Source organism: Flavobacteriales bacterium, from assembly GCA_016716605.1.
In the GTDB taxonomy this organism is placed as follows: domain Bacteria; phylum Bacteroidota; class Bacteroidia; order Flavobacteriales_F; family PHOS-HE28; genus PHOS-HE28.
In genome coordinates, this window is record JADJWA010000002.1 from 275,968 (window position 1) to 302,951 (window position 26,984).

Annotated in this window: 26 protein-coding genes; 11 read left to right on the forward strand and 15 right to left on the reverse strand. The window is 61.5% G+C overall.

The genetic code is table 11. The features are described from left to right. Positions 1–104: 104 nt before the first annotated feature. Positions 105–1,697, forward strand: coding sequence for a DUF4397 domain-containing protein (locus IPM12_16185; GenBank protein ID MBK9149344.1), 1,593 nt, complete (start codon positions 105–107; stop codon positions 1,695–1,697). 834 nt (positions 1,698–2,531) lie between these two features. After that, entirely contained in the window at positions 2,532–3,437 is a 906-nt protein-coding gene (locus IPM12_16190; protein MBK9149345.1) for a MerR family transcriptional regulator, read from the forward strand. On the opposite strand, the gene IPM12_16195 is transcribed toward IPM12_16190, so the two are convergent. From IPM12_16195 to IPM12_16205, 3 genes are all read right to left on the reverse strand, one after another. Further along, positions 3,434–4,849: an FAD-binding protein gene (locus tag IPM12_16195; protein ID MBK9149346.1), complete on the reverse strand. Its 1,416-nt coding sequence runs from the start codon at positions 4,847–4,849 to the stop codon at positions 3,434–3,436. The genes IPM12_16190 and IPM12_16195 overlap by 4 nt on opposite strands. 218 nt (positions 4,850–5,067) lie before the next feature. After that, entirely contained in the window at positions 5,068–6,186 is a 1,119-nt protein-coding gene (locus tag IPM12_16200) for an AI-2E family transporter (protein MBK9149347.1), read from the reverse strand. A 159-nt stretch (positions 6,187–6,345) separates the two neighbouring features. After that, positions 6,346–6,612 carry a type B 50S ribosomal protein L31 gene (locus tag IPM12_16205; GenBank protein ID MBK9149348.1) on the reverse strand — a complete coding sequence of 89 codons (267 nt, stop codon included), beginning with the start codon at positions 6,610–6,612 and terminating at the stop codon, positions 6,346–6,348. Positions 6,613–6,758: 146 nt separating this feature from the next. Here IPM12_16205 and IPM12_16210 point away from each other — a divergent pair, with 146 nt between their 5' ends. Continuing rightward, the gene (locus IPM12_16210; protein ID MBK9149349.1) at positions 6,759–8,237 is read left to right on the forward strand and encodes a hypothetical protein; all 1,479 of its coding nucleotides are present in this window, start codon (positions 6,759–6,761) and stop codon (positions 8,235–8,237) included. Here IPM12_16210 and IPM12_16215 read toward each other — a convergent pair whose 3' ends face one another. Beyond that, entirely contained in the window at positions 8,238–9,299 is a 1,062-nt protein-coding gene (locus IPM12_16215) for an acyl-CoA reductase (GenBank protein ID MBK9149350.1), read from the reverse strand. It lies immediately after the preceding gene. Between the two features lie 72 nt (positions 9,300–9,371). On the opposite strand from IPM12_16215, the gene IPM12_16220 reads away from it, so the two are divergent. Both IPM12_16220 and IPM12_16225 read left to right on the forward strand, forming a co-directional pair. After that, positions 9,372–9,719, forward strand: coding sequence for a 4Fe-4S dicluster domain-containing protein (locus IPM12_16220; protein MBK9149351.1), 348 nt, complete (start codon positions 9,372–9,374; stop codon positions 9,717–9,719). Positions 9,720–9,723: 4 nt separating this feature from the next. Further along, positions 9,724–10,647 carry a hypothetical protein gene (locus tag IPM12_16225; protein MBK9149352.1) on the forward strand — a complete coding sequence of 308 codons (924 nt, stop codon included), beginning with the start codon at positions 9,724–9,726 and terminating at the stop codon, positions 10,645–10,647. Positions 10,648–10,654: 7 nt separating this feature from the next. Here IPM12_16225 and IPM12_16230 read toward each other — a convergent pair whose 3' ends face one another. From IPM12_16230 to IPM12_16240, 3 genes are read right to left on the reverse strand one after another with little or no spacing between them, the layout of a single operon-like run. Then, positions 10,655–11,641, reverse strand: a complete 987-nt coding sequence (locus IPM12_16230) for an OmpA family protein (GenBank protein ID MBK9149353.1) — start codon at positions 11,639–11,641, stop codon at positions 10,655–10,657. Beyond that, a complete protein-coding gene (locus tag IPM12_16235) occupies positions 11,638–12,000 on the reverse strand; it encodes a hypothetical protein (protein MBK9149354.1) in 363 nt (120 codons plus the stop codon). The genes IPM12_16230 and IPM12_16235 overlap by 4 nt, the downstream gene beginning before the upstream one ends. 2 nt (positions 12,001–12,002) lie before the next feature. Beyond that, positions 12,003–12,425 carry a hypothetical protein gene (locus tag IPM12_16240; GenBank protein MBK9149355.1) on the reverse strand — a complete coding sequence of 141 codons (423 nt, stop codon included), beginning with the start codon at positions 12,423–12,425 and terminating at the stop codon, positions 12,003–12,005. A gap of 104 nt (positions 12,426–12,529) precedes the next feature. On the opposite strand from IPM12_16240, the gene IPM12_16245 reads away from it, so the two are divergent. Continuing rightward, entirely contained in the window at positions 12,530–13,057 is a 528-nt protein-coding gene (locus IPM12_16245; protein ID MBK9149356.1) for a DinB family protein, read from the forward strand. Continuing rightward, positions 13,050–13,520, forward strand: coding sequence for a DUF962 domain-containing protein (locus tag IPM12_16250; GenBank protein ID MBK9149357.1), 471 nt, complete (start codon positions 13,050–13,052; stop codon positions 13,518–13,520). The genes IPM12_16245 and IPM12_16250 overlap by 8 nt, the downstream gene beginning before the upstream one ends. Positions 13,521–13,530: 10 nt before the next feature. Here the strand turns inward: IPM12_16250 and IPM12_16255 are convergent, their stop codons facing one another. The 7 genes from IPM12_16255 to IPM12_16285 form a co-directional block, all read right to left on the reverse strand. Beyond that, positions 13,531–14,982: a hypothetical protein gene (locus tag IPM12_16255; GenBank protein ID MBK9149358.1), complete on the reverse strand. Its 1,452-nt coding sequence runs from the start codon at positions 14,980–14,982 to the stop codon at positions 13,531–13,533. A gap of 97 nt (positions 14,983–15,079) precedes the next feature. Continuing rightward, positions 15,080–16,693: a phosphoenolpyruvate carboxykinase (ATP) gene (pckA, locus tag IPM12_16260; protein MBK9149359.1), complete on the reverse strand. Its 1,614-nt coding sequence runs from the start codon at positions 16,691–16,693 to the stop codon at positions 15,080–15,082. Positions 16,694–16,747: 54 nt separating this feature from the next. Continuing rightward, positions 16,748–17,152, reverse strand: a complete 405-nt coding sequence (locus IPM12_16265; GenBank protein MBK9149360.1) for a DUF423 domain-containing protein — start codon at positions 17,150–17,152, stop codon at positions 16,748–16,750. 86 nt (positions 17,153–17,238) lie between these two features. After that, positions 17,239–17,826: an LPP20 family lipoprotein gene (locus IPM12_16270; protein ID MBK9149361.1), complete on the reverse strand. Its 588-nt coding sequence runs from the start codon at positions 17,824–17,826 to the stop codon at positions 17,239–17,241. A 165-nt stretch (positions 17,827–17,991) separates the two neighbouring features. Beyond that, positions 17,992–19,374 carry an LPP20 family lipoprotein gene (locus IPM12_16275; protein ID MBK9149362.1) on the reverse strand — a complete coding sequence of 461 codons (1,383 nt, stop codon included), beginning with the start codon at positions 19,372–19,374 and terminating at the stop codon, positions 17,992–17,994. Further along, the gene (locus IPM12_16280) at positions 19,371–20,747 is read right to left on the reverse strand and encodes a hypothetical protein (GenBank protein ID MBK9149363.1); all 1,377 of its coding nucleotides are present in this window, start codon (positions 20,745–20,747) and stop codon (positions 19,371–19,373) included. The genes IPM12_16275 and IPM12_16280 overlap by 4 nt, the downstream gene beginning before the upstream one ends. 28 nt (positions 20,748–20,775) lie before the next feature. Next, positions 20,776–21,807 carry a DUF4476 domain-containing protein gene (locus IPM12_16285; protein MBK9149364.1) on the reverse strand — a complete coding sequence of 344 codons (1,032 nt, stop codon included), beginning with the start codon at positions 21,805–21,807 and terminating at the stop codon, positions 20,776–20,778. A 131-nt stretch (positions 21,808–21,938) separates the two neighbouring features. Between IPM12_16285 and IPM12_16290 the strand changes: the two genes are divergently transcribed. Next, positions 21,939–23,279: a saccharopine dehydrogenase NADP-binding domain-containing protein gene (locus tag IPM12_16290; protein ID MBK9149365.1), complete on the forward strand. Its 1,341-nt coding sequence runs from the start codon at positions 21,939–21,941 to the stop codon at positions 23,277–23,279. Here IPM12_16290 and IPM12_16295 read toward each other — a convergent pair whose 3' ends face one another. Beyond that, a complete protein-coding gene (locus tag IPM12_16295; protein ID MBK9149366.1) occupies positions 23,280–23,975 on the reverse strand; it encodes a methyltransferase in 696 nt (231 codons plus the stop codon). Between the two features lie 30 nt (positions 23,976–24,005). Here IPM12_16295 and IPM12_16300 point away from each other — a divergent pair, with 30 nt between their 5' ends. The 3 genes from IPM12_16300 to IPM12_16310 all read left to right on the forward strand — a co-directional run bounded on the left by IPM12_16300 (position 24,006) and on the right by IPM12_16310 (position 26,958). After that, entirely contained in the window at positions 24,006–25,220 is a 1,215-nt protein-coding gene (locus IPM12_16300; protein MBK9149367.1) for a tyrosine-type recombinase/integrase, read from the forward strand. A gap of 143 nt (positions 25,221–25,363) precedes the next feature. Further along, a complete protein-coding gene (locus tag IPM12_16305) occupies positions 25,364–25,918 on the forward strand; it encodes a hypothetical protein (protein ID MBK9149368.1) in 555 nt (184 codons plus the stop codon). Positions 25,919–26,064: 146 nt separating this feature from the next. Further along, positions 26,065–26,958 carry a hypothetical protein gene (locus IPM12_16310; protein MBK9149369.1) on the forward strand — a complete coding sequence of 298 codons (894 nt, stop codon included), beginning with the start codon at positions 26,065–26,067 and terminating at the stop codon, positions 26,956–26,958. Positions 26,959–26,984: the final 26 nt, after the last annotated feature.

Sequence of the window (26,984 nt, forward strand, 5' to 3'; positions counted from 1 at the left end):
TCACACCAACTCTTCGAAACGCCTTGGCCGCTGCAGGCTTAGGCATTGGCCTTTGCGCGGACGCGCAAACCGCGCGCTTTCAAGTGATCCACAATTGCGCAGACATGAATGCTGCGGTCGTGGATGTGTATGTGAACGGCACGCTTGCCGTGCCCGATTTCGGCTTCCGCACCGCCACACCATTCATCGACCTGCCCGCCGACGTGGATTTGGACGTTGCCATAGCACCGGGCAATAGCACAAGCGTCGGTGATGCGTTGTTCACGCAGACCTTCAATCTGGCTGATGGCGAGACTTACATCGCCGTCGCCAGCGGCACACTGGGCCTTGGCGGCTACAATCCAGCAACGCCCTTCACGATCGAAGTATTCGCCGGTGCGCGCGAGACCGCCCAAGGTCCCGGCACCGATGTGCTGGCCCTGCATGGCGCCACTGATGCCCCCACGGTTGATGTGTTCGAGAGCGCCGTGGTGAGCACCACCATCATCGATGACTTCAGCTATGGCGATTTCGCCGGCTACCTCGAATTGCCCACGCTGGACTTCACCCTGCAAGTGCGCACCGCTGACAACAGCACCATAGTAGCCGCCTATGCCGCCCCGCTGCAGACCCTCGGCCTGCAAGGCGCTGCCCTCACCGTGCTGGCCAGCGGCTTCCTGAATCCCGCGAGCAACAGCAACGGCCCCGCATTCGGTCTTTGGGTGGCCCTGCCCAGCGGCGGCGCCTTGGTTGAATTGCCCGCGGCCACCATCCCCACGGCGCGCATCCAAGCCATCCACAACAGCGCCGATGCCGCAGCCAGCGAAGTGGACGTTTACCTGAACGGAGCCCTTCTCGTTGACGACTTCGCCTTCCGCACCGCAACCCCCTTCGTGGATGTGCAGGCCGGAGTGGACCTCACCCTCAGCATCGCACCGAGCAACAGCACCAGCGTGGCCGATGCCATCGCTGATTTCAACTACAACCTGCCCGCCGGCGAGACCTTCATCCTGGTGGCCAACGGCATCGTGAGCGCGAGCGGCTACAACCCGGCCACGCCATTCGACATCCTCGTCTTCGCCGGTGCGCGCGAGACCGCCCAAGGACCTGGCACCGATGTGCTGGCCCTGCACGGCGCCACTGATGCCCCCACGGTTGATGTGTTCGAGAGCGCCGTGGTGAGCACCACCATCATCGATGACTTCAGCTATGGCGATTTCGCCGGCTACCTCGAATTGCCCACGCTGGACTTCACCCTGCAAGTGCGCACCGCTGACAACAGCACCATAGTAGCCGCCTATGCCGCCCCGCTGCAGACCCTCGGCCTGCAAGGCGCTGCCCTCACCGTGCTGGCCAGCGGCTTCCTGAATCCCGCGAACAACAGCAACGGCCCCGCATTCGGCCTTTGGGTGGCCCTGCCCAGCGGCGGTGCCTTGGTTGAATTGCCCGCGGCCACCATCCCCACGGCGCGCATCCAAGCCATCCACAACAGCGCCGATGCCGCAGCCAGCGAAGTGGACGTTTACCTGAACGGAGCCCTTCTCGTTGACGACTTCGCCTTCCGCACCGCAACCCCTTCGTGGATGTGCAGGCCGGAGTGGACCTCACCCTCAGCATCGCGCCGAGCAACAGCACCAGCGTGGCCGATGCCATCGCTGATTTCAACTACAACCTGCCCGCCGGCGAGACCTTCATCCTGGTGGCCAACGGCATCGTGAGCGCGAGCGGCTACAACCCCGCCACGCCATTCGACATCCTCGTCTTCGCCGGTGCGCGCGAGACCGCCCAAGGTCCAGGCACCGATGTGCTCGTATTCCATGGTTGCACCGATGCCCCCACGGTTGACGTGTTCGAGAGCGCGGTGGTGAGCACCACGGTGGTGAATGACATCAGCTACGGCGAATTCGATGGCTACCTCGAGCTGCCAACCCTGGACTTCACGCTGCAGGTGCAGACCGCTGACGGCAGCACGACCGTTGCATCCTACTCCGCGCCTTTGGAAACGCTCGGTCTGCAGGGTGCGGCCCTCACCGTGCTCGCCAGCGGCTTCCTGAATCCCGCGAACAACAGCAACGGCCCCGCATTCGGTCTTTGGGTGGCGCTCGCGAATGGCGGCGCACTGGTCGAGCTGCCCATCGCCACGAGCGTGAGGGAGCAAGGCCCGATCGCCTCCGCGATCGCCTGGCCGAATCCAGCAACCGACCTCATCACGATCGATGTGGACGCCCTGCGCGATACCAACCTTGAAGTGGAACTGATCGACGCCACCGGACGTGCGGCCCAGCTGTTGAGCAGCATCGCACTGAGCAGCGGCCGTTCGCAGCTGAACCTGGCTCTCAGCGCAGTCTCCAATGGCAGCTACACGCTCACTCTCCGCAGCAACGAAGGCGCGGTGAACATACCGGTCGTGATCGCGCGCTAAGCGATCCGTCCGCCATGAGGAAGGGCCCCCAGAGGTTTGGTGGGGGCCCTTTCCATTTTTTCGCGAACACTTTGGAATTGAATCCGTTGACCATTGACGGTAATCCAAGCGTAACGATCACCTTCGTGCCATGAGTCCGTACATGATGCGCTTCCACATCCGCGACCTGGAGCAATTCACCGGGGTGAAGGCCCACACCATCCGTGTGTGGGAGCGGCGCTATGGCCTGCTGAAGCCTGACCGGACCGACACCAATATCCGCACATACGACATCGATGAGCTGAAGACGATCCTCAATGTAGCCTACCTGAACCAGCGTGGTCACAAGATCTCCCGGATCGCGGCCATGCCCCAAGCTGACCGCGATCGCGCGGTGCGTGAAGCCGCATTGGCCGAGTCTTCGACCGATGGCCTGCTGAACACCTTGGTGATGGCGATGCTCACCTTCGATGAGGAGCTCTTCGAGCGGAGCTGTGATGCGCATGAACACGAGAACGGCTTCCGCTCGCTCATGGAGAACGTCCTGGTGAAGCTACTGGAGCGCATCGGCGTGCTGTGGCAGAGCAGCGCGATCTGCCCAGCGCAGGAGCACTTCGTGAGCAACCTGGTGCGTCAACGGCTGATCGTTGGAGCCGCCCGTCTGCCAAGGGTTGCTGGTGGGGGGCCGCTCAATGTGCTCTACCTGCCGGAAGAGGAGATCCATGAACTGGGCCTGCTCTACTTGCATTACCTGCTGCGCGCGAAGGGTGAGCGCACGGTCTATCTCGGCCAGAGCGTGCCGCGCGGCGACCTGGTGCAGGTGGCCGGCTTGTACGCCGGGCCCATCCGTTTCATCACGCTGCTGGTGGTGCGACCTGGACCGGATGAGGCGCTCGATTACCTCCGCGCATTGCGGGCATCGATGCCCGATGAGCGCATGAGCTTCGTTGCAGCAGGCATGCCCCTGCACGGGATCATGCCCGAAGACGCACCGCCCGGATTCACATTGCACCGCGACTTGGCCAGCACGATCACGGCTATCGCCGGTCCGCGCTAAGGGAGCACCTTGCCGGGATTCATGATCCCGTGCGGATCAAAGGCTCGCTTGATCGCGCGCATGAGCTCCAGCTGGGCCGTGTTGAAGGCAATGCACATGTAGGGCCGCTGCACCAGGCCGATGCCGTGCTCTCCGCTGAGCGTGCCGCCGAGCGATACGGTGAGCTCGAAGATCTCACGGATGGCTTTAGGAAGTTCGTTCTCCCAGAAAGCATCGGTAAGCTCGCCTTTGATGATGTTCACGTGCAGGTTCCCATCACCGGCATGGCCATAGCACACGCTGCTGAAGCCATAACGCGCACCGACCTCCTTCACGCCCTTGAGCAAGCGAGGCAGCTCATAGCGTGGCACCACGGTATCCTCTTCCTTATAGACACTGTGCGCCTTCACGCTCACGGGCACACTGCGCCGCATGCGCCACAGGGCATCCTTCTCAGCTGTGGTCTCGGCGAAGAGCACCTCGCCCGCCTCGTGCATCTCCATCACCCCTACGATGGTCTCGCAGTCGCGCATGATCGCATCGGCATGGTCGCCATCCACCTCGATGAGCAGATAAGCGCCCGGAGCCGTTGAGAGCTGTGAAGGCAGGCCATCGGTGTGTTTCATCGTCCATGCGACCGCGTCGCGCTCGATGAACTCCATGGCGCTGGGCGTCACCCCGGCTCGGAAGGTGGCGCTCACGGCTTCACACGCCTTCTCCGCGCTGGCGAAGGGAACCAGCATGAGGCGCGTCTCCTTCGGCATGGGCACCAGCCGCAGCACGGCCTTGGTGATCACACCGAGCGTGCCTTCGCTGCCCACCAACAGGCGGGTGAGGTCGTAGCCGGTGGCGTTCTTCAAAGTGTTGGAACCAGTCCGGATCACTTCGCCATTGGGCAGCACCACCTCGAGATTGAGCACGAAGTCGCGCGTGACGCCGTACTTCACGGCCCGCGGTCCGCCGGCGTTCTCCGCGATGTTGCCGCCGATGGTGCAGCTGCCGCGGCTGCTGGGGTCGGGCGGGTAGTAAAGGCCTTTGGCGGACACGGCCTCCTGCAGCACCTGGGTGATCACGCCCGGCTGCACCGTCACTTGCAGGTTGCGCTCATCGATTTCCTCGATGGCATTCATCCTGTCCAGGGCGAGGCCCACACCGCCGCGAACGCTGAGGGCGCCCCCGCTGAGTCCGGTCCTGCCGCCGATGGGGGTGATCGGAATGTGATTCTCCGCGCAGATCCGAACCACCGCGCTCACCTGCTCGGTGCTCGTGGGCCGCGCTACCACAGCGGGCGGAAAGCTGAGGTCTTCGGTCTCGTCGTGGCCATAAGCAGAGCGCATCTCCTCGGAGCGCGAAATGCCATCAGCACCGAGTGCGTTCAAGAGGTCCCGGTAAATGGGGTCGCTCACTTCGATACGGGGACTGGTGCTTGCCATGCGGCGAAGTTGCGCATCGGATCGGACCGTAACGACGAACGCCGGGCGCGTGGCGGTGCATGAGAAGCTCCGGCCCCTCCTTGGGGCTGGCGGCCCTATCGCCGTTGACCGCCACGGATGCACCGTGCCCGAAATCAATTGCGGCGTTTCGCACCGAAAGCAGGTGGGAGCTGATGCAATGGTGAAGTGCGCAATGTCAATCCATCATCCCTGGCGGATCACTTCGCATCCCTCTTCACCCCATCACCTTTCCGTTTGAGCCGGATGTGGAAGCGCTTCTCCTTCGGCGTCTCGATCTCTTCGCCGAGCAGGTAGCCCCAGGGCTCAAGCGAAGGAACGCTGTCGCACACCACCTTCAGCATGCCGGTGATGGGGATAGCGAGCAGCATGCCGGCCACGCCCCAGAGCATGCCGAAGCCGATCAGCGCCACCAGGCTCGCGAGCGGATTGATGCTCACGCTGCTGCCCACCACCTTGGGGGTGATGAAGTTGTTGTCGAGCGCCTGTGCCACGAGCACCACGGCCAAGGCGGCGATGGCCGCGCTATAGCTGTCCTTCGTCACCAACGCCACGAAGATCGGGAGCAAGCTGCCCAGCAGCGCGCCTACGTACGGAACCACATTGAGCACCGCGAGCATGAAGCCCAGCAGCAGCGCATACTTGAGACCGAGGAGCGCGAAACCGATCGCGCAAAGGGAGCCGAAGATGAGCGCCACCGTGACCACGCCTTGAACGTACTTCCGTGAGAGCGCGCTGATGCGCACCATCACATCGAGCACGGCTCCTTCGCGTGTGGTGCCCAAGCGGGCGAAGAAGGTGCGGAAGCGGTCCTTCAGCAGGAGCAACAGGAACACGAAGACCGGAATGGGCGCGATAGCCGCCAGCACGGAACCGGTGCCTTGAAAGAGCTTCACGGCAGCCTGGCCCCCCCAGCTCGCTACGCCGCTGAGGTGCTCATTGAACCAAGTGATCTGCGCGCGGCGGTCCATATCGGTCTGTTCCTGCAACCAGGTGAGAAGCCACTCCCCTTTCGCAGCGAAGCGCTCCTGCAGCAGGGGCAGTTCCTTGCCGAAGCCCGCGAGTTGCCAGCCGATTACGAAGAAGAGGCCCAGGACCAGCAGCACCAGTAACAAGGTGGCCACCAGCGCACCCGCCCAACGCGGCAGCTTTCGCTCCACGCCGCGCGCCAGTGGTAACAGCAGGAAAGCGAGCAGCCCGCTCACCAGTAATTGCAGGATCAGGTCGCGGCCGTAGAAGAGCACGACCACCGTGAGCACCAGCGCCAAGAGAGTGTGCACATAGCGCTGCAGGGTATCAATTCCAGGTGCGAAGGGCATGGGCGAGGGTTCAGAGTGCCGAGTGATCCGGACGGCTCAAGAGCAGGATCAACGCTTCAAGCCTGCTTCAAGCTGCATTGGCATGGCGAAGATGCGCAACCGCCACCAATGAAGAAGCCCCCCGAATGCTCGGAGGGCCTTGCTTCATGAACGATCAGCTTATTCGGCCTTCTTCGCCGAGTGCTTCGCGTAGCGCTTGTTGAATTTATCAACCCGCCCTGCGGTGTCCACCAGCATCATCTTGCCGGTGTAGAAGGGGTGGCTGGTATGGCTGATGTCGAGCTTCACGAGCGGGTACTCGTTGCCATCCTCCCACTTCATGCTCTCTTTGGTGGCGGCGCAGCTCTTGCCGATGAACATGTACTCGTTGCTCATGTCCTTGAAAACCACCGTGCGGTAGTTCTCGGGGTGGATGCCTTTCTTCATGGCCTTTCTCGTTATGGCCGCCCTCCTGCGAGCGGGGCGCAAATTTAACCGTTAACCTCATTCGGACAAGCCCTAGGGACATCCCTAAGGCAATGATCTTCCCGTTCGTGCGTATGGGCATTCGGTTCCGGCCATCTTTGCCCGCCTTGAAGCCCACCCGCCTACTCCCCCTGCTGGCCACCGCTGTGCTGCTGGCTAACTGCCGCAAGGACAAGCTCTTCACGGACGAACCCGTGAGCCTGGATTTCAGCCAGGCCGAGGTCCTGTTCGACACCATTTTCACGCAGAACCCATTCTCGGTGACCAAGCGATTCCGGGTGCGCAACCCCAATTCCCAGGGGGTGCGGGTCGATATCGCCCTCGAAGGCGGCAGCCCCTCCCCTTTCCGGATCAATGTCGATGGCGCTGCGGGCGTCGATTTCCAGGATGTGGAGATCCTGGGCGGCGACAGCATTTATGTCTTCGTGGAAGCAAGCCTGGACCAGACCGGGCAGAGCGCTCCGCTGATCCACGAGGACCACGTCCTATTCCTCACCAACGGCACCGAGCAGAAGGTGAAGCTGGTTGCTTGGGGGCAGGATGCGCACTACTTCAGGCCCGATAATTTCCCCAGTGGCCTGCCCGCCTACAGCATCATCGCGGGGCTCGATGACCTCGGCAACAGCATCTGCGAAACCGTGACTTGGCCGAACGACAAGCCGTACGTGATCTATGGCTACGCCGTGGTGGACTCGTGCAGTAAACTCATCATCGACCCTGGTGTTCGTGTGCACGTGCATGGCGGCGGCGGCTTGTGGATCTATCGATGGGGACAGATCGAAGCCAACGGCGATGTGAGCAACCCGATCACGTTCCAAAGCGACCGCCTCGAGTCGCTCTATGCCGAATTGCCGGGCCAGTGGGACCGCATCTGGATCAATGATGGCCCAGCTGGCGGCGACAACAGATTGGAGAATGTCTTGATCAAGAACGCCTTGGTGGGCGTGCAATGCGAGACCTGGCCCGGCCTGCCTGATGCCGCTACGAGCCAGGCGAAGCTCGTGCTCAACAACGTGAAGATCCGCAATTGCAGTGCGGCGGGGATCCTGAGCCGCAACTACCGGATCGATGCCGCCAACCTGCTGGTGAGCGATTGCGGGCAGCATTGCGTGGCCCTCACTGGCGGAGGCGAGTACGAGTTCCAGCACATGACCGTGGCCAACTACTGGAGCTACGGCATCCGCAATACGCCGGCCTTCATCATGACCAATACATACGCCGACATCACCGGCACCCTGCAGGTCCGGGACATCATCAGCAGCAGCTTCAAGAACAGCATCATCCACGGTGCCAACAACAATGAGTTCAAGCTCGAGTTCAACAGCCTCGCCACGCCCGAGCTCTTCTTCGACCGCATGATGCTGAAGACCGATCAGAGCACGACCGGCGACTTCTTCGACCCGCTGAGCATCTACCGGAATCAGAGCCACGGCTTCGTGAGCGTGCAGGACCGGGACTTCCACCTCACCTCATCGGCCTTCGCGCGCGATAAGGCTGATGCCACCGGCCCCTTCCTCGATCTGGACGGCATCGCGCGCGGTGCTGATGGCCTGCGCGATCTGGGCTGCTACGAGTTCGTGCCTTGATCAGCGCAGCCCGAGCAGGAAGCGCAGGGTGTCCACGCCATCGGCGTAATCGCTGAGGGCCGGGTGCTGGGCCTCCCCGAAGGCGATGCCATCGCGCGCCACCACGCACTGGAGCTTCTGCCGATTGGCCTCGATGTATGCGATCGCCTCTTCCTTGCTGTCGTAACGCTGGTAGAATAGTGCCGCAACCGGGCTGGCCAGAGCAGCATCCTCTTTCAGGAGCACGAAGCCGTTCTCGAGGAAGGGCACCCGGTCGAGCATCCACAGCGCGCGCGTGTAGTCGTAGTTGTTGCCGTACTTGTTGTGATGCACGATCGCGGACCAAGGGAAGAAGGCCTTGAAAATCCGGTCGAGGTCGAAGCCGCGCGGCACCAGCAATTTGCTCACGTTGCGGCATCCCAGGCCGAAATAGCGGAACACATCCTCGCCCAATGCGGCCAATTGCTCGTCGGTCTCGGAGCCATCGAGCAGCGCGATGCTCACGCGGTTCTTGCGGACGATGCGCGGCAGGTGCCCGAAGTAATGATCGAAGTACCGTGAGGTGTTGTCGCTTCCGGTAGCGATCAGCGCGTCCACCTCACCGAGCCTGGTCGGGACGACAAGGAGGCGTCCGGCCGTGCCCGGCATGAACTGGTCGAGCGCACGGATCAGCGCCGGGATCAGCTCCGGTTCCTGCGCGGAGCACTTGATGCGCGCGCGGTGGCCGGTGATGAGGACGCAGAGCGCATCATGCAGACCCACGAGGGGTACGTTGCCCGCCAGGATCAGCCCGATGCATCGTTCCGCCCGGTTCGGCTCCGCCACGTCCGGGTACGGAGCCAGCCATTCTGAGATGCCGGCCTTTGCCAGCGCATGGCCCCAAGCGCTGAACGCATGGCGCACATTCTCCTCCGTGAACCATCCGTTATGCTGCTTCGCCCGGCGGATCGCGGCATCCAGTTCATTGTACTCCGCCTCGGCCAGCCCAACTCCATGCCCGGGCCATGGCGCTGCCCCGCCGAGTGCGCGCATCACCTCGCCCAGCTGCGCTAGCGATGCGGTCCTATGCTGAAGTCCTTCCATGCTGTCCTGCTCTGCCCATGCGCTCCGGATCGCCCGGCTATCTTCGCGGCGCCAAAAGTATTCCGCACCCCCATGGCCATCATGATCACCGACGAATGCATCAATTGCGGTGCATGCGAACCAGAATGCCCCAATAATGCCATTTACGAGGGCGGGGCTGAATGGCGGCTGGCCGATGGCACCGCGCTGCACGGGCCTCAGACCACCCCCACCGGGAACAGCTATGATGCCGATGCGGCCAACTCGCCCAAAGCAATGGACGTGTACTACATCGTGAGCGACAAGTGCACCGAATGCACCGGCTTCCATGACGAGCCGCAATGCGCCGCCGTGTGCCCGGTGGATTGCTGCGTGGACGACCCTGACCACCGCGAGACCAAGGAGCAGCTATTGGCGAAGAAGGAGTTCATGCACCTCTAGCTGGATGCTGAAGCCTGCCTTCGAGCTGCGCAAGTCCCGGGATTTCGGCCAGTTGATCAGCGGGTCCTTTGCGCTGCTGAGGCAGCACGGCCGGCCCTTGTACCGCGCCATCGCCGTGAGCTGCCTTCCGCTCCTGCTCTTCGGCGCCTACCTCATTGGCGGGGGCTTCAGCCAGATGATCGGGGCGCGCACCGCGGACCCGTTCGCCTCCAATGGTGACCGCTTCGCATATGCCAGCTTGATGATCGGTGCGGCATACGTGCTCTTCGTGCTCCTGATCGTTTACCTGCATGCCCTGGTGCACGAATTCCTGCGGGCCTTCGATCGCGGCGAATCGGCCACGGCCACCACGGGCTTCCTCATGAAGCGCGCACTGAACCGGATCTTCCACTACCTCGGCATCCTCATCATCTTCGTCCTCCTGGTGGCTGCGGCATGCGTCGTCTTCGTGCCCCTTTTCATGCTCGAAGAGCCTGTGCTCATGGTGGTGGGCCTTCTCGGCATGATGGCCGCCGCGGCAGCCGTGAGCACCTTCGCCTCACTCGCCAGCGCCGCGCAGGCCATCGAGCGCACGGGCGTCACCTCCGCGCTGCAGCGCTCCTACCTGCTGGTGCGCGGCGATTTCTGGCCCACCCTGGGCGTCTCGTTGGTGATGGGCCTGATCGTGGGCGCGATCGGCTACATCGTGCAGATCCTTGGCGTCGCGGTGATGATGCTCCTGATGTTCCTGGGCGCCTCGGGAGACTCCGATGCCATGAACTCCGTGATGCCGATCGTGATGTCGGTGTTCTTCGGACTGCAGTTCGGGGTGATGCTCTTCACGTACCCGCTGCCATGCACATGCATGGCGCTGAAATTCTGCAGCCGGGTCGAAGAGACCGAAGGGCACGGACTGCGCTCCCGGATCGAGGCGTTCGATGCGATCTGACCCCTGGTCAGCGCAGCCACTCCAGCTCCACGCGCCGCTCGCCGGGATCCCGGCCCAGGCTTCGGCTGTCGCCGTAGTAATTCACCAGCAGGCGGTCGCCATTGATGCCGCGCGCGAGCAGGTAGCTGCGCACGGCTTTCGCGCGCTGCTCGCTGAGCCAGAGGTTGCGCGCCGGATCGCCGCTGCGATCGGTGTAGCCTGTGATGAGCACTTTGTCCTGCGGTGCGCGTGCCAACTGCTCGAAGACCTCATTGAGCAGCACGCGCTGATCGGGCTCGAGCGCAACGCTGTTCCGCTCGAAGCGCACCGTGATGTTGCGTCCGGTGAGCGTGGCGAGGTTCGCCGAGGGATTGTCGCTGCTGCCGTCGCGCACCTCCCTCACATCGATCTCAAGCCCGGTGATGCGGTCCTCGATGTCCTCCATGCGGTCGCGCAGCTCCCAGAGCTCGCGGCGCTGATCCATGCGATCGATCCGCTGGTTGATGGCGTCGAGCTCCTGCTTGAGCCATCGGTCGCGCTTGCGGATGCGGATCGGCTGCTCAGCGGAGCGCTCAGGAGCGGCGGGGGCCGATGGCTCAGGGCCTGTCATCGCGGTGCGCCAAGCGACGGCGAACGAAGGATCAGCGCCTAGCCCGCCGCTGGTGTCCGCCAGTCGAAGGTCCAGTGCGCAGAGGTAATTGTCCTGATCGAACACGGTACCGCAGGTGCTGTTGATCGGCTCGGTCCTGCCGGGCGGGAGCTCATCTGCCGCGAACAGGTCGATCCCGCTCAAGGGGAGCAGGTCGGCGCGCAATTGCCGCTCCAGCTCCTGCCGCTGGCTGCGCACGTAATAGTACACGGCGAGGTACTTGTCCTGCTCGGCGCCGCCATCAACGCCGAACCTTGCGTTGCGCCAATCGATCCGGGTGAGGCGATCGAGCTGCTGGCGCGTGCTCGCGCTCAACGCGATCGGCTCAGGGTTGGGCTGTGCATGAGCCGTGGCCGCCATGATCATGGCATCGATGTCACCGGCCAATGCAGCGGCCGGCCGATCGGTCGAGACGCCTTGCCGCGTGAACTGGAGCCGTGCGTCGAGGTACGCCCCACGGCCGCTTCGAGCAAACGGTCGAGCATCAAGCGCTCACCGGCTTGCATCGGGCTGAGCGATCGCAGATCGAATGATGCACCGCCTTGGCTAACCGATCGCCAGATGGCGCGCACGCGGATCTCCCCGTCACCGCCTTCCTCCGCTTTCGCCTCCACGATGACATCATCGCCCTGGCCGGTGGCATGGCAGGTCAAGGGCTGGGCATCGACCACCGCGCAACCGGCGCATGCGCATGCGAGAACGACCGCTCGGGCGATGCGCGACATGATCATAGCCTTGCCTTCACCGCTTCGCGCACCGCGCTGATCTGCGCGCAGGCCTGTGCCCAGCGCCAGGCCTCAACGCGCGAGCTGAATTCCCTGAAGGGGAACCGCGGTTTGTGCACTTGGCGGAATACATCGAGCTGGGCCCTGCACTGCGCGCTCTCGGAAAACACGGCCACCGGGTGGCCCTGGCTGCGGCAAACGCGAACAAGCAAGGCCCGGGCTGGCTCCTCCACCACCACTTCGGGCGCATGGTCGATCAACACCGGCACACGGCCTGTAGCATCCATGGCCGCCACCAAGCGGATCATCTCCTTCATCACGCCGGTGGTCAGTCGCGCGCGGCTCATGAGCGCCAGATGCAGCACACCGTCGTCGCGCCAGAGCTCGAAGGGCTGCTCGAAAGCAGGCGGCTCCCATGTATGCATGCCGCAAGCTACCGGGGCGGCGAAGGCGGTGATCGACCTGCTCGCCGCTCGATGTCAACATGCCCTGTGGAAAAGCCTTCGGCCTCACCGGCTACCTTGGTGCCATGAACAACCGCCAGCGACCTGCCGCGAGCGAGATTGCCGCGTATTACCATCGATATCTGCAACGGTGCGAGGGTGAGGACCTGATCATCGCGCTTCAGCTCGCCGGTGAACGATTCGAACGGATCACCGGCAACCTGGGTGAGTCGCTGGGCGATCACCGGTACGCGGAGGACAAATGGTCCATCAAGGAAGTGATCCAGCACTTGATCGATTGCGAACGTGTATTCGCCTACCGTGCCCTGCGGTTCGCACGGAACGATTCGATCGAACTGGCCGGCTTCGATGAGGATGCCTACGCGCCCGCATCCCAGGCCGGCCGCAGGAGCCTGGCCAGCCTCCGCGCGGAGCATGATGCCGTACGTTCGTCGACCATCGCGCTATTCAACAGCTTCACGGCGGAAATGCTCCTTCGCGAAGGCACCGCCAATGGAAACCGATTCTCAGTGCGCGCCCTCGGCTGGGCCATCGCCGGGCACGAGCTCCATCACCTCGATGTGATCACCGAACGCTACCTCCCCCATGCGTAAATCCATCCAGCAATGGTTCGACCTGTACGGCGAGAGCCATCAGGACCCCACGAACAAGCTCATCCATTGGGTCTGCGTGCCCACGATCTTCTTCTGCGTGGTCGGGCTGATCGCTTCGATCCCGCCCGATCAATTGCCGTACATCGGCCGCGTCCCTTGGGCGAAGCTCACCGTCGGGCTGTTGGTGATCGGCTTTTACCTGCCTCGCTCATTCGCGATTGCCGTCGGCATGGCTCTCTGGGGCTATGCTTGCCTCTGGCTCTCGAAGTTCGTGATCGACGAAGCGCCCTGGCCGCTCTGGCTCGTCAGCCTCGTGCTATTCGCGGTTGCGTGGATCGGTCAGTTCATCGGTCATCGGATAGAGGGCAAGAAGCCCAGCTTCCTCACCGACCTCCAATTCCTGCTGATCGGCCCGGCATGGCTCATGAGCTTCATCTACCGCCGGGTTGGCATCCCGTACTGAGTGCAATCGTTCAGTGCAGCTCACGGATCAGTCTCAACAGGGCGGTGCGCACCTCGTCGCGGCCATCGGCCAGGGCTGCGGCGGTTGACTGTGCCCGATGCCTGGGCTGCTCGCCCCGATCAAGCGGCGCATCGCTCACGCCATCCGGGATATAGCGGAGCAAGGGGATCTCGAGGCGCAGTCCGGAGTTCGGCGCCGTTACAACCGCAGTGCGCCCACCGGTGAAGCTGTGGGCATTGGTCGCGGGCTCATCACCCACCAAGAGGGCGCATCCGCTCCGATGCGCGGCCATGACGAACAAGGCCGCTGCATCGCGGGTTCCACCGTCGCAAAGGACGAAGACGCGCCCCCTGAACCCATGTTTGGCGGGCGCCACCGGATCGAGCCGCGGATCATCGGGCCGCAGCATGGCACTGCCGTTCTGCGGCGGCAGGTAGTTGCGGTCGATGCTTGCGATGAACTCTTCAGGCATGGCCACCGATCCAGGAAGGGCCGCAGGCCGCGTGGCCCGCACGGTGATGTTCTGCACCAGCCTGAACGGTTCTCGGGCGAAAGCCGCCAGGATGACCTCGGCAACGCCCAGCTCCCGGCCGCCGGTGCCGCGCAGATCGAGCACCACGGCCTTGGCTTGCTGCTCATTCGCTTCTTTGCAAGCCGCTGCGAGGAACGCTTTCGGATTCTGTCCGCTCCGCTTGATCACATCCGGATCGAGGCTGGTGAAGGTGATCCACTGGGTGCCGCTCTCCGGCAGCCAGGCGCTCCGCCATGGCAGCGAGGGCAGGCCACTCGGACGCCGGCTGTCCTCAATCTCGCGCTGCAGGAGCCCCACCACCACTTCCTCGCGCCGGGATCCGTCCGGCGATTCGGCCTCCACTAGGAACCGCTCGGCCGGACCATAGCTGAGCAAGAAGAGCCAGGCGAATTGCTCCTGCACCTGATGCATGCGCCAGGTCTCATTCGCGCCATCGACGGTGATCCAGGCACCCAGATCGCGCACGATGCGCTCCGCACTGAGGCCGTTGATGGAAAGGATGCGCGTTCCCGGCGCGAAGCTCCGGAAGCCCTTCAGCTCGCGTTCGATATACAGCCCATCGCCGAATAGGCGCACCGCGAAGGGGATCTGGGCTGATTCCCGCAGGACACGTTCCTTCAGATCAGCATGCAGATCCACCCGCAGATTGGAGTCCCCGATGCGCGCAATCGCTGGCATCAGGCGAGCCATGAGACGGTCTGCGGTGAGCGGCTCGCGGATAGCCTCGATCACGCTGTCGAAGGCTGCGTCGAGCTCGCCGCGGGTGAGGTAACGATAGGGATCGGGATGCGCTTGGTGGATGGCCATTCGCAGGGCTTCGGCATCGGCCCGCAGCTTCTCGGGGTACAAGGCTGATCCGAAGCCGCCATGCTGCCCGAACGCTATTGCGCACATCATCGCCCCGATGGACAGCACCATCAACTTCCGCATGGCCGCAAAGCTAGATGAGCGGTGTGAGGCCAATGGCAAGGTGAAATGAAGGGAGCCCCCGCGTTTGCGGGGGCTCCCAATCGGCTTCCGCTCACGATCAAGCCTTCACTGCGGTACGCGGAGCAGCGGCGAGGGTCTCGGCGCTGCAGCCATCCTTGTACTTGTTGAAGTTGTCGTTGAACTGCCTGGCCAGCTTCTCGGCGGCGGCGTCGTACGCCCCTTTGTCCTTCCACGTGTTGCGCGGGTCGAGGATCTCAGCAGGCACGTCGGGGCAGCTCATCGGGCAGCTCACACCGAAGACCGGGTGCTCCTTGTAATCCACCTTGTCCAGATCGCCACGCAGCGCTGCACCGATCATGGCACGCGTGAACTTCAGTTTCATGCGCTCTCCGGTGCCATAAGCGCCACCGCTCCAGCCGGTGTTCACCAGCCACACGCGGGCGTTGTGCTGCTTCATCTTCTCACCGAGCATGTCGGCGTACTTGGCCGGGTGCAGCGGGAGGAAGGCCTTGCCGAAACAGGCGCTGAAGGTGCTCTGCGGCTCGGTGACGCCCGCCTCGGTGCCCGCCACCTTTGCGGTGTATCCGCTGATGAAGTGGTACATGGCCTGGCCGGGCGTAAGGCTGCTGATCGGGGGCAGCACGCCGTAAGCATCGCAGGTGAGGAAGAAGATGTTCTTCGGATGACCGCCCACGCTGGGCTCGGCGATGTTGGCGATGTGGTGAATCGGGTAGCTGACGCGCGTGTTCTCAGTCTTGCTCTTGTCAGCGAAATCGACCGTGGAGGTGCCTTCGGTGAAGTTGATGTTCTCGAGGATCGAGCCGAACTTGATCGCATCCCAGATCTGGGGCTCCTTCTCCTTGCTCAGGTCGATGCACTTGGCGTAGCAGCCGCCCTCGAAGTTGAAGACGCCCTGATCGCTCCAGCCATGCTCATCATCTCCGATCAACCGGCGGTCCGGGTCCGCGCTGAGGGTGGTCTTGCCGGTGCCGCTCAATCCGAAGAACACAGCGGTATCTCCATCCTTGCCGATGTTGGCGCTGCAGTGCATGCTGAGCACGCCGCGCTCTTGGGGCAGCACGTAGTTGAGCACGGTGAAGATGCCCTTCTTGATCTCGCCGGTGTAGCCGGTGCCGCCGATGAGGATCATCCTACGGCTGAAGTCGATCGCTGCGAAGTTGTGCTGGCGGACGCCGTCGGCTGGGCCATTTGCGGTGAAGCCTGGGGCGCAGATGATGTTCCACTCGGGCGAGAATCCTTCGAGCTCATCGAGGCTGGGCCGAAGGAACATGTTGCTGGCGAACATGGCGCTGTAGGGCAGCTCGGCCACCACCCGCAGGCTCAGTCGGTAGGTCGGATCGGCGCAGGCGTAAGCGTCCTTCACGTACACATCGCGGCCCTGCAGGTAGGCACAGAGCTTCTCATGCAGCTTGTCGAATGCCTCGGTGGTAACCGGGATGTTCACATCGCCCCACAACACGGTCCCCTCGGTCTTGGCATCCTTCACGGTGAATTTGTCCTTGGGGCTGCGGCCGGTGAATTCGCCGGTGTCGATGGCCAGGGCTCCGGTGTCGGCCAGCACGCCTTGCCCATTCACGAGCACGTGCTCCACCAACTCGGCGGGCTCCAGGTTCCAATAGACGTCGCCCACGCGTTTCAGGCCGAGCTTCGAGAGATCGGCATTGTTCGGTTTGTTACCGAAGTCGTTCATGTTCCTGCGATTTGGAATTGGGCGCCAAAAGTAGCGGGACGCACCCAGCAGCGACTAACGCCGGTCACCTTGCCGTGAAGCGGTTATGAACAGGACGAGCCAGCCGGCCAAGAAGCATATTCCACCTAGAGGTGTGATTGGCCCGAGCACCGGTAGCGCGCCTTCCAGACCCAGCAAGTCCTTGGTGCTCAACAGGTACAAGGAGCCACTGAAGAGCAGGATGCCCGAAACCAAGAGCGCCACCACCCATTTGATTGGCCGGTTTCCGATGCGCGGCTCCAAGGCGGCCAGGAGCAGAAGTCCAAGAGCATGGTAGAAGTGATACTCAACCGCGATACGCCAAGTGCCGAGCTGTTCCGGGCCGATCCGGCTTTGAAGGCCATGTGCTCCGAAGGCTCCGAGCCCAACGGCCAGCATCAGGAAAGCAGCGCCGAGGGCGATGATGCGGTTCACGTTCATCGGGCAAAGGTCGGGGCTGCTAAAGGAGAAGCCCTTCCTCCCGCAGCGGGGATGGAAGGGCTTCCGTTGTCGAGCGAAGCGGGACCTTACTTCTTCATGTTCTCCATCTCCTTCTCGAAGGTCTCCTTGAACTTCTCGTAGTCGTAGTCGATCCGCAGGCGCTCATCGTTGCTGAGGCGCTCGTTGTAGGCCGCGAGCAATTCCTGGGCGCTGAGCTCGATGGCCACGTAGGTCTTGTAGTTGCCGGTAGCGTTCACGCGCATCATCTTCTCGCAGATGGTCTTTACGCCAGTGAGCTGCTGATCCACCACTTCGCGGGCCAGGGCCTCATAGCGCTCCCCGACCTCCTCGCGGTTCTGCATCTCGCGGCTGTTCACGTAGTTGTCGATCACGGCCTTCACGCGGGTGTTGATCGCGGCGGCCAGGTCGGCGCGGGCATTGCTCATCGCCTTCTTCTTGCTGGTGGCCTGATCCATGCTCTCACCCAGGTTGTTGGCGCGGAAGACCTTGTTATCCGTGAAGAACTCAGGGCCGGAGCAAGGGATCACCACTTCGGTCTCGCCCGTGGGGTCGGGCTTCGCCTCGGCTTGCTTCTTCTTGCTCTTGCACGAGGCCAGGCTGCCAGCGAGCACTGCGGCAGAGAGGCTGAACATCAGGGTTCGGTGGATACGCATCGTTTTCATGGTGTTGCGCCGTTGCCCGGCGTGGCGTTTATGGGATGGTTCTGTTCGGGGTGATGCCGTTTTGCTGATCGCGTGCCAAACTACTGAACGGAGTGCGAAGCCTGCTGATTGGTGCTTATCGGGCTCTTGGGTTCCGGGATCACAGCTGGGATAGCGCTATTGCATGGCATTCATGATCGATGGCACGATCTCGTTCCGCACATCCTGCGCAGCCTTCTTATAGGCATCGAGGCCCGCTTTCTCCGCATTCAGCTGGATGCCCTTCACGTTCTGTTTCACACCCTCTTTCACGGCCTCACCGGTCTTCCGGTCACGGAAGCTCCAACTGGCGTCGAGGAAAGCCGTATGGAAGCCGTTGGCCTCGCCCCCGCTCCGGGTGCTGCAGGTGAGCTGGAGGAGCAGATCGGACTCCGTTCCGCGATCGACCATGCGGAACCCATGGCGCGTAAGCTCTTCCCGGAGCACGGCGCCGAGGCCGGCATCGCCTACAGGAACGCCCAGATTCACCTCGTTGGTCCGCATGTGCACGCGGGGCATGCGCACGCTGATCGGCGCTCGGGCCTGTGACACGCTCAGGCTCCCGACCAGGGCCTTCACCACATCGGGCTCCAGGTCCTTGCTCACCAACGCGTCCATGTCAGGGCTCACCACCAGCTCATTGCCGCTCATCGCCACGGCCGCACGCTGCACGCTGGTGCGCAATCGGCCTTCGGCGTCGGTGTTCTTCTGCTCGGCCACCGCGCCATCGAGGCCGGCGTAGGTGATGCGCAGCGGCAGTTGCGGAAGGTCCTTCGCGCGCCCATTCGCGCTGTAGCTCGCCGTGATCATCACCTCCCTGCGGAAGTGGCTGGCATAATCGAGGTCGATGCGCTCTGGCAGCAGCGCAAGGCGGATACCGGAGGTCAACCCTTGCAGGTGCGCGAAGACCTCGTTCGCCAAGGGCATCTGCTTGCCATCCAGCTCAGCCAGGTCGTTCTCGCCCCAATAAGCCTTCATGGCGATCAGGGCCCTTAGGTCCTGATCAACGGCCTCGCGCAGGTTGCCGGCAGCGATGCTGGCCCGCGAGCGCTGATGCAGGTCGAGCGCGGTGGCGATCGCCTTCGCCTTCCGTTCGGCCTTGAGACGCGCATGCTCGCTCTTCGAGAGCCGATAATACATCCAGACCTCAGTGGGGCTCTCCCAGGTGTCAACCGCTTCGTAGCCCTCGAGCTGCTCGGTGGACGTGGTGCGGATGGTGCTCGTGAAGGTCTCGTCGAAGCGATTCCGGCCATCGGCGGTGAAGAGCAGGCTGTTGCCCTCGACGCGCACGCTGATCTCCTGCGCCAGCTGATCCAGCGCATTCTTGCGGGCCACATCCTGGGCATCGCCCCGTGCCTTGGTGCCCAGCCCTATGCCGATGTAATAGGCGCTGCTGACCGGTCGCGATCGGACCCACTCAGGACGGGTGTCCGGGGGAGGGGAAGGCGGCGGCGCTTGGGCCTGCTGGCTGCCTTTACAGGCCGCGAATGCCAGGGCCGCGATCAAGGCGGCGCGCCTCATGGCAAACGGGTATTCAGTTCCTGCAGGATCGCGGTGGCCATCTGGCCGGTGCTCGTTCGTACGAGTTCCCCGCCGAGCGTGGCCGAGGATTTCACTTCGCGCGGGGCGTTGAGCAGATTGCGCAGCTCGCCACGGCGGTTGCTGCTGAGGTCCGCGGCGCCATTCAAGCCGGGGTAAAGCGCTTCGCGGTTGCCCGTGTAGTTGGCGTAATACATGTGGTCCTCGGTCTCGCGATCGAACGATTTGCTCATGAGCACCTCCCCGGTCTCGAGCGAGATCAAGCGGTAGTTCACGGCCATGCGCGCCTTGTTCTCCTGATAGTGCTCCGTGTAGCTCACCTGCTTGTAGCGGGTCACGAAGTACTTCTCACCGGTCTCGCGGTTCACCTGCTCCACACGGTAGGCCTCGAAGCCCGTCTTGGTGCTCTGCCTGAGCTGGCCCGGCTCTTCGCGGTAATCGGTCACCTCGCCGATCAGCAGCGCCTGCGCTCCGATCAGGTTGCCTACACGCGTCGCCGTCTGCTCATCCACGATGCCGCTGAGGCTGAGCCGCTGCTCCTGCATGATGCGCTCAAGGTTCTCACGGTCCACCACCTTCAGGAAGGGATCCCGTGATTCAGTGAGCGCCGTGATCGCATGCCCTTGCAGGCGCGCGGCGATGTCCTGGCGCTTGGTGGAGGTGGTGAACGGGAGCACGGCCACAGTGAATTGCCCCTTGGTGAGCGCCTCCTGGCGCAGCGCCATGGCATCCTTGTAGGCGGCATCGCGCTTCACCACCTGGTCCAACTCGCCATAGGCCTTGCGGAAGGCCTTTGCTTCAAGGTCCTTCTTGCCCTGGCGGTACAGGGGCTCCAGGTACGCGATGCTCTGCAGGCTGCTGGCGTCCTTGTAGTTGGGCTCGAGCCTGGCGATCCTGGCGAACACCGCTTCCGCAGCCTTGTAATCCTCCTTCGCCATCAGGGCCTGGCCTTCGTTGTACAGCTCCACGAGGTGCTCATCCTTCACGCGCTCGAAGTCCGTGCGGTAATGGTCTGGGATCTCGAGCACCACGCCCAAGCGGCCGATCCGCTCCTGATAGGCCTTGGCATCCAGATAGGCGGCAACGGCTTCCCCTTTGGCCGAGCCCATGGCCGTTGCCTTGAAGAAGGTACTGAGCTTGTCGTTGAGCAGGCTCTGTCCGGTCTTCTTCAGGCCGATCTTGGCTTCGATGTTCTTCCCGCTGCGGCGTGCGCTCTCCTCGTACATGGCAGCCGCTTCGGCATACAGCCCCGCTTCATCGAGCTTCAGGCCCTTCTTCGCGAAGGACTTCGAGCCGGAGCAGGCGGCCGCCGTAAGGGCGATGGCCAGCAGCGTGATGCCGATCGAGCGTTTCATGTGGCAGGCGAATTGGGTCGGAGGGCCCTTAGCGCGATTGGATGAATTCGTTGAGGTCGTCGATGCTGCTGCTGAAGGAGAAGGCGTCGTTCACCTTGTAGTAATTGCCGATGTCGTGCGTGCGATCGTAGGCGAACTTGGCGAAATCGAGCTTGCTCTCCTCGAAGCTGAAAACGCCCATGATGGCCTTCACCTGCTCGGTGGTGAAGCAACGATCACGACCGATCTGCTTGGCCAGGGTGAGCTTGGTCTCCTCGAAGCCCTTGCTCTCGATGCTCTTCTTCGCATCGGCGAACTCGGTTCCGCTCATGTGCATGGGACAGCCCACGGGTCCGCTGTAGCCGGGCATGCGGTAGGGCTCTTCCACGGGTGCAGGCTTCGCGGCCGGTTTGCTGACTGGCGCAATCGGATCGGCGTTAACGGTGCCCGTGGTGGTAGTGGTCGTGGTGGTGCGCGTGGTGGTCGTGGTGCGCGTGGTCTGGTTGGTGGTGCCGTCGGTCACGCCCACGTTCATGTTGATGCCCACGCCGTTGATGCCGATGCTCATGTTCACATTCTCCCCGGTGCCGGTGCCGCCGCCTTCCTCCACCACGGTGACCGAGGTCGACTGCTGCACTCCACCCACGGCCACATCCTGCTGCACCGTGTTGGCGGGCCTTGTTTGCGCGGGCTTGTCCTCCACGAACTCGGTGGGCTTCGGCTTTGCCGGCTCGGATCGAGCAGCCGTGCCCAATTCGGCTTCTCCCTGCGGACGGAATACGCGCTGGCCCTTCTTGTTGGTGGTGATCAGGATCGTGCTCTCCTTGCCCATAGTGAACCAGCCGCTCTGCTTCACATCAGGAATCGACTGGTCCTCGAATTTCACCACGCAGAGGGGCGTCTCGTTGCGGATGCCGGTGGCCACAACGCGTGAGGCAGGCGCCGCGTTCTTCACGTCGCCATCGATGATGAGGGTGAACTTGGCGCCATCGTCAGTGAAGAACACCAGGTCGCAGGTCTGGGAGAAAGCCGCCACAGGGGCCATCAAGGCGGCGAGGAGAAGAGCGGAGAGCTTGCTCATGGGAAAGGGTGTTTTTCGGGTTCGCGAATGTAGTTCGTGACCGACGAAGGCAACGGGTATGCCACGAAGTGCGGAACACGGGCCCCACAAGCAGGCAACCGGTGCTTCGCATCTTCGCGCCCCAACCTGTCATGCGCAAGATCCTCATCCTCGGCGCGGGCCGCAGCGCCTCGTCGCTCATCCATTACCTGATCACCCACGCCGACAAGCAGGAGTGGCGAATCACCGTAGGGGATAAGGATGCGGCGCAGGCCCAGCGAATGGTGCATGAAGGGCCCGCCGTGGCGCAGGGAACGGCGCTCGATGCCCTGGATGCCGAAGCAAGGGCCAGCCTCATCGCGCGGCACGACCTCATCATCAGCATGCTGCCCGCTTTCATGCACATGGATGTGCTGAAGGACTGCCTCGCCCTGGGCAAGCACGTGATCACCCCCAGCTATGTGCCCGATGCGCTCTGGCCGATGGATGCAGCGTTCAAAGCGAAGGGACTGATCGTGCTCAACGAGATGGGCCTCGATCCCGGCATAGACCACATGAGCGCCATGCGGATCCTGGATCGCATCCGCGCGGAGGGCGGCCGAATGGAAGCCTTCGAGAGCCATTGCGGCGGGCTCGTTGCACCCGAGAGCGACGACAATCCGTGGGGCTACAAGTTCAGTTGGAACCCGCGCAACGTGATCCTGGCCGGACAAGGCGGCGCCGCCAAGTACATTCGCGATGGGCAGGTGAAGTATATCCCCTACCACCGCCTCTTCACCGATACGGTGCGCATCAGCGTGAAGGACCTGGGCGAATTCGATGCCTATGCCAACCGCGATTCGCTCAAATACCGCAAGGCATACGGTCTGGAGGAGATCCCCACCTTGCTGCGCGGCACCCTGCGCAAGGCCGGCTACTGCGAGGCCTGGAACACCTTCGTGCAACTGGGCTGCACCGACGACAGCTACGCGATGGAGCTGCCTGCCACCGCCACCTACAACGACTACCTCGATTCCTTCCTGCCACACGCCGCCGGACGCGACACGCGGACCATGCTCGCTGAAACACTGGGCCTGGACCCGAAGGGCGAGGTGATGGCGAAGCTCGATTGGCTTGATCTGTTCTCGGACAAGACCGTCGGCGCTGTGGGCCTCTCCCCTGCCGCCACCTTACAGCGCCTGCTGGAAGAAAAATGGAAGCTCGGCACCGACGACAAGGACCTCGTGGTGATGTGGCACCGCTTCCGCTTCAGCATCGAAGGGCAGCACCAGGAATTGCAGGCCTCGCTCGGCGTTATCGGTCAGGACCAAACGCACACCGCCATGGCCCGCACCGTGGGACTGCCCATTGCCATGGCGTGCAAGCTGGTGCTCAACGGCAAGCTCGAGGACCGTGGCGTGCTGCTTCCGCTGAAGCCGGCCATCTACGACCCCATCCTCAACGAACTGGAGAAGCACGGCATCGTGTTCCGGGAGGAAGAGATTGAAGCGTGATCAACGATCGATCAGGTCGGCCACCAAGTCACGCGCCTGGGGCGTGAAGGACTTCGGCCCCTCTCCTTCAACCGTGAGTTCTTCCTCCGCGCAGGCTCCGCGCTCGCGCCTAAGCTCCAGTAGCACGCGCTTCGGCGGACGGTGCGCCACGTAACGAAGCAGGCATCGCCGCGAAGGGAACAGCCCATGCGCAGTGCTAATCGATACGAACTCCACTTCGCGATCCGATGGGATGATCACCGCGAAGCGTCCTTCCGCAGCAAGCAATCCGCCCACAGACAACAGCAACTCATTGAAGTCGAGCTCCGCGCCATGCTTGGCTACACGGCCGCGTTCAGCACTGGCCGGCGCGGTGCCGCTGTAATACGGCGGATTGCACAGGATCAAATCGAAAGGCGTATCGCTCTTCATGCGCCGCACATCCATGCGGTGAACGCGGATGCGATGGGCCCAAGGCGAAGCAGCGGCATTCTCGATGGCCTGTGCAGCTGAATCATCATCGATCTCCACGGCATGCACCTGCGCCTCTGCATTGCGCTGCGCGGCGATCAGCGCCAGCACGCCTGTTCCCGTGCCGATATCGAGGATCCGTTTCGCGCTGCTGTGATCCACCCACGCGCCGAAGACCACCGCATCGGTGCCCACTTTCAGGGCGCAGCGGTCCTGGTGGATGGTGAACTGCTTGAACCGGAACACGCGGCGAAGATGCTACCTTGCCTATTCGTGATGGACAAGAAAGTCGTCGGCGGAAAGCAGCCCGTGGTGCTGGAGCACCTGGTGCATGAATCGCAGCGGAGGATCGCCTTGCGCTTCCCCTACGAAGCGTCGCTCATCGCGGCAGCCAAGAAGTCGGGAGCGAAATGGAGCAGCACCCACCGGTGCTGGCATACCCCCAACTCGCCCGAGCATCTGCAAGCCATTTTCGCGGCATTCAAGGGTCTGGCATGGGTGGACATGAACGGCCTGCGGAAGAAGCCCGATGCGGCACTGTCGAATCCGGGCGTGAAGCCCACCGGCAAGCCCACCACCAGTGCGACGCCAATTCCCGCAACCGCACAAGCGCCGAAAGCTGCACGGGGAGCGGGTTCCCTCGCGAACGTCCAAGATGACGCTCTGAACGCCATGCGCCGCAAGCTGGAGGTGGCACGCTACAGCCCGCGGAGCATCCAGGTGTACCTCGGCGCCGCCAAGCAGCTATTCCTGCACTTCCCGAACAAGCATCCCAACGACATCCGCACGGAGGACATCGAAGCCTTCCAGCATCATCTGGCCACGGAACGAAAAGTGAGCAACAGCACACTGAACCAGGCGGTGAACGCCATCCGTTACTACTACATGAACGTCATGGGCGATGCCAAGCGGGTCACCTTCATCGAACGGCCTCGTGCAGAACGAAAGCTGCCGTTGGTGCTGAGCAAGGCGGAAGTAGCCGCGCTATTGAAAGCTCCGTCCAACCTGAAGCATCAAGCCATGCTCGCCTTGGCCTATTCGGGGGGCTTGCGCATGAGCGAGATCCTTGCCCTCAAGGCCGATGACCTCCTCTTCGACCGCGGCCTCATCCGCATCCGCAGTGCCAAGGGCAACAAAGACCGAACGACCTTGCTAGGCCGGAGCACAGCAGAACTCTTGAAGCGCTACTTGGAGCAATTCCAACCACAGGACCTGCTATTCGTTGGACAGAGCGGCAGCACGTACAGCGCCCGGAGCCTGCAGAAAGTGCTCGAAGCCGCGCTCGCAAAAGCAGGGATCCGGAAAGAGGCCACCTTGCATACGCTCCGGCACTCCTTCGCCACGCACCTCTTGGAACAGGGAACCGACCTGCGCTATATTCAGGCCCTGTTAGGCCATGCCAGCAGCAAGACCACCGAGATCTACACCCATGTGAGCACACGCTACTTGCAAGGCATCGTGAACCCCATGGACAACCTTGACACACCTTGACGGCTTTACTGTCACAACCTTCGCAAAACACTCCCCAATTGACCAATAGCGCGAAGATCCCCCCTGCCACTACAAGCGTGGATATGCGAAGATCTTCGGCTACTAAACGTTAGCGCCCATTCAGAAACAAGCCAACCTATTCGATGAAATACAGGGACCTCAAATCTGAGTTACAAAGACATGTTCCTGAAGGCGAATCCATTGTTTGGACAGGACAACCCAAGCAAGGGATCATCTTCAGGACCGCAGACGTCTTTCTTATCCCGTTTAGCCTTTTATGGTTGGGGTTCGCCATATTTTGGATGTACATGGCTGGCCAAACATCTCCAATGTTCGCATTGTTCGGTGTACCCTTTGTTCTGTTTGGTTTGTTCTTCGCGTTCGGCCGCTTTGTGGTTGACTCAAAGTACAGGGAGAGCAGTGTATATGGACTCACAGAGAATCGGATTATCATCAAGTCTGGATTGAGGAAGAAAGAAATAAGGAATATTGACCTTCATTCCTCTTCAAACTTTGTATTCACTGAGAATAACGATGGAACGGGGTCTATTGAGATTGGACCCAGGAATCCATTGGTTCATGGCGTTAGTGGTCTAAACTGGATGCCTGGGGTTAAGTCCAATACCCAGCTTGAGATGATCTCCAATGTGCAGAGCGTGTACAACATGATACTTGAGCTGAAGAATAAAAAGAAATAAACGTGCGCTAACATGCGCTTGCCGCAAGCCGCCCTCGTCCCGGTGCCAACTCCCGTTGAAGCATGAACACTTCGTCCAAGAACAAGAACACGAATAGCCTGCGGCAAGCGCAGGCCCGTTATGGGCAACCTTAAAGACAGACAGTAATGGCAACAGACGGAGTTAAAATAATTGACGGTGACACAGCCCACGATACCTACTGGGGTATTATGGACTTGTATGACAGTGGAGCGGACTTCGACACCATAAACAAAGAGTTTCCTTTAATACAAGTTGACTACTTTGACGATTTTGACAATGAAATTTATGTTACCTCTTGTGCTTTGGCTCTTTGGGAAATGGGGCAAATGACAGAAGATAAACTCACATACGTTAAATCAGTAATCGACAAAGGAGCTTGTGTTAAGGTTTGGACAGAGGAATATGACCCGAAAGAAGGCAAGGCACGACAAAAAGAACTTGACAAATTTTGGAAGAAAATCAGTCAGACAAACACGAAAGTAAGAGCAAGAAAAAAGTTCAGAAAAATAACCAACTTTTATTTTCAACCTGACGACTTATTGACGTTTCAACTTAAAGACGGTAATTACAGAGCTGTTATCTGTGCATCAATAGACCAATACAGAGGTCAATGCAATTATATTTTAGTTCCGACAACTTACAATGAAAATAAAAAACCGACAGTTGACGATTTGAAAGACAAAGAAATTTTAGGCAGACAAATTGGTAGCGGTTATGACCAACAAACAACAAAAGAGCGACAACCAGGAATAGAGAGAATTTGGCAATTAACTGGAGGTAATTGCAACTTCTTTTTTGGTGTTATCAAACTTGCAGTTGACCACAAAGACTTCATCAATTTCAAAGACAGATTTGAAAAAGTTGGGACATTGAAAATAATCGAAGGACTAAAAGAAACGGGTTCTTTTGGTTATGAAGAGAACTTTGAAAGGTTTGAGACAATTTTTAGCGACTTAGAAAATCACATAAAAATATTTCAACACAAAAAATATCCTGTAAAAACATTGTGTGACATATGACGACAGAAAGAAAGGCAGCCCATAAC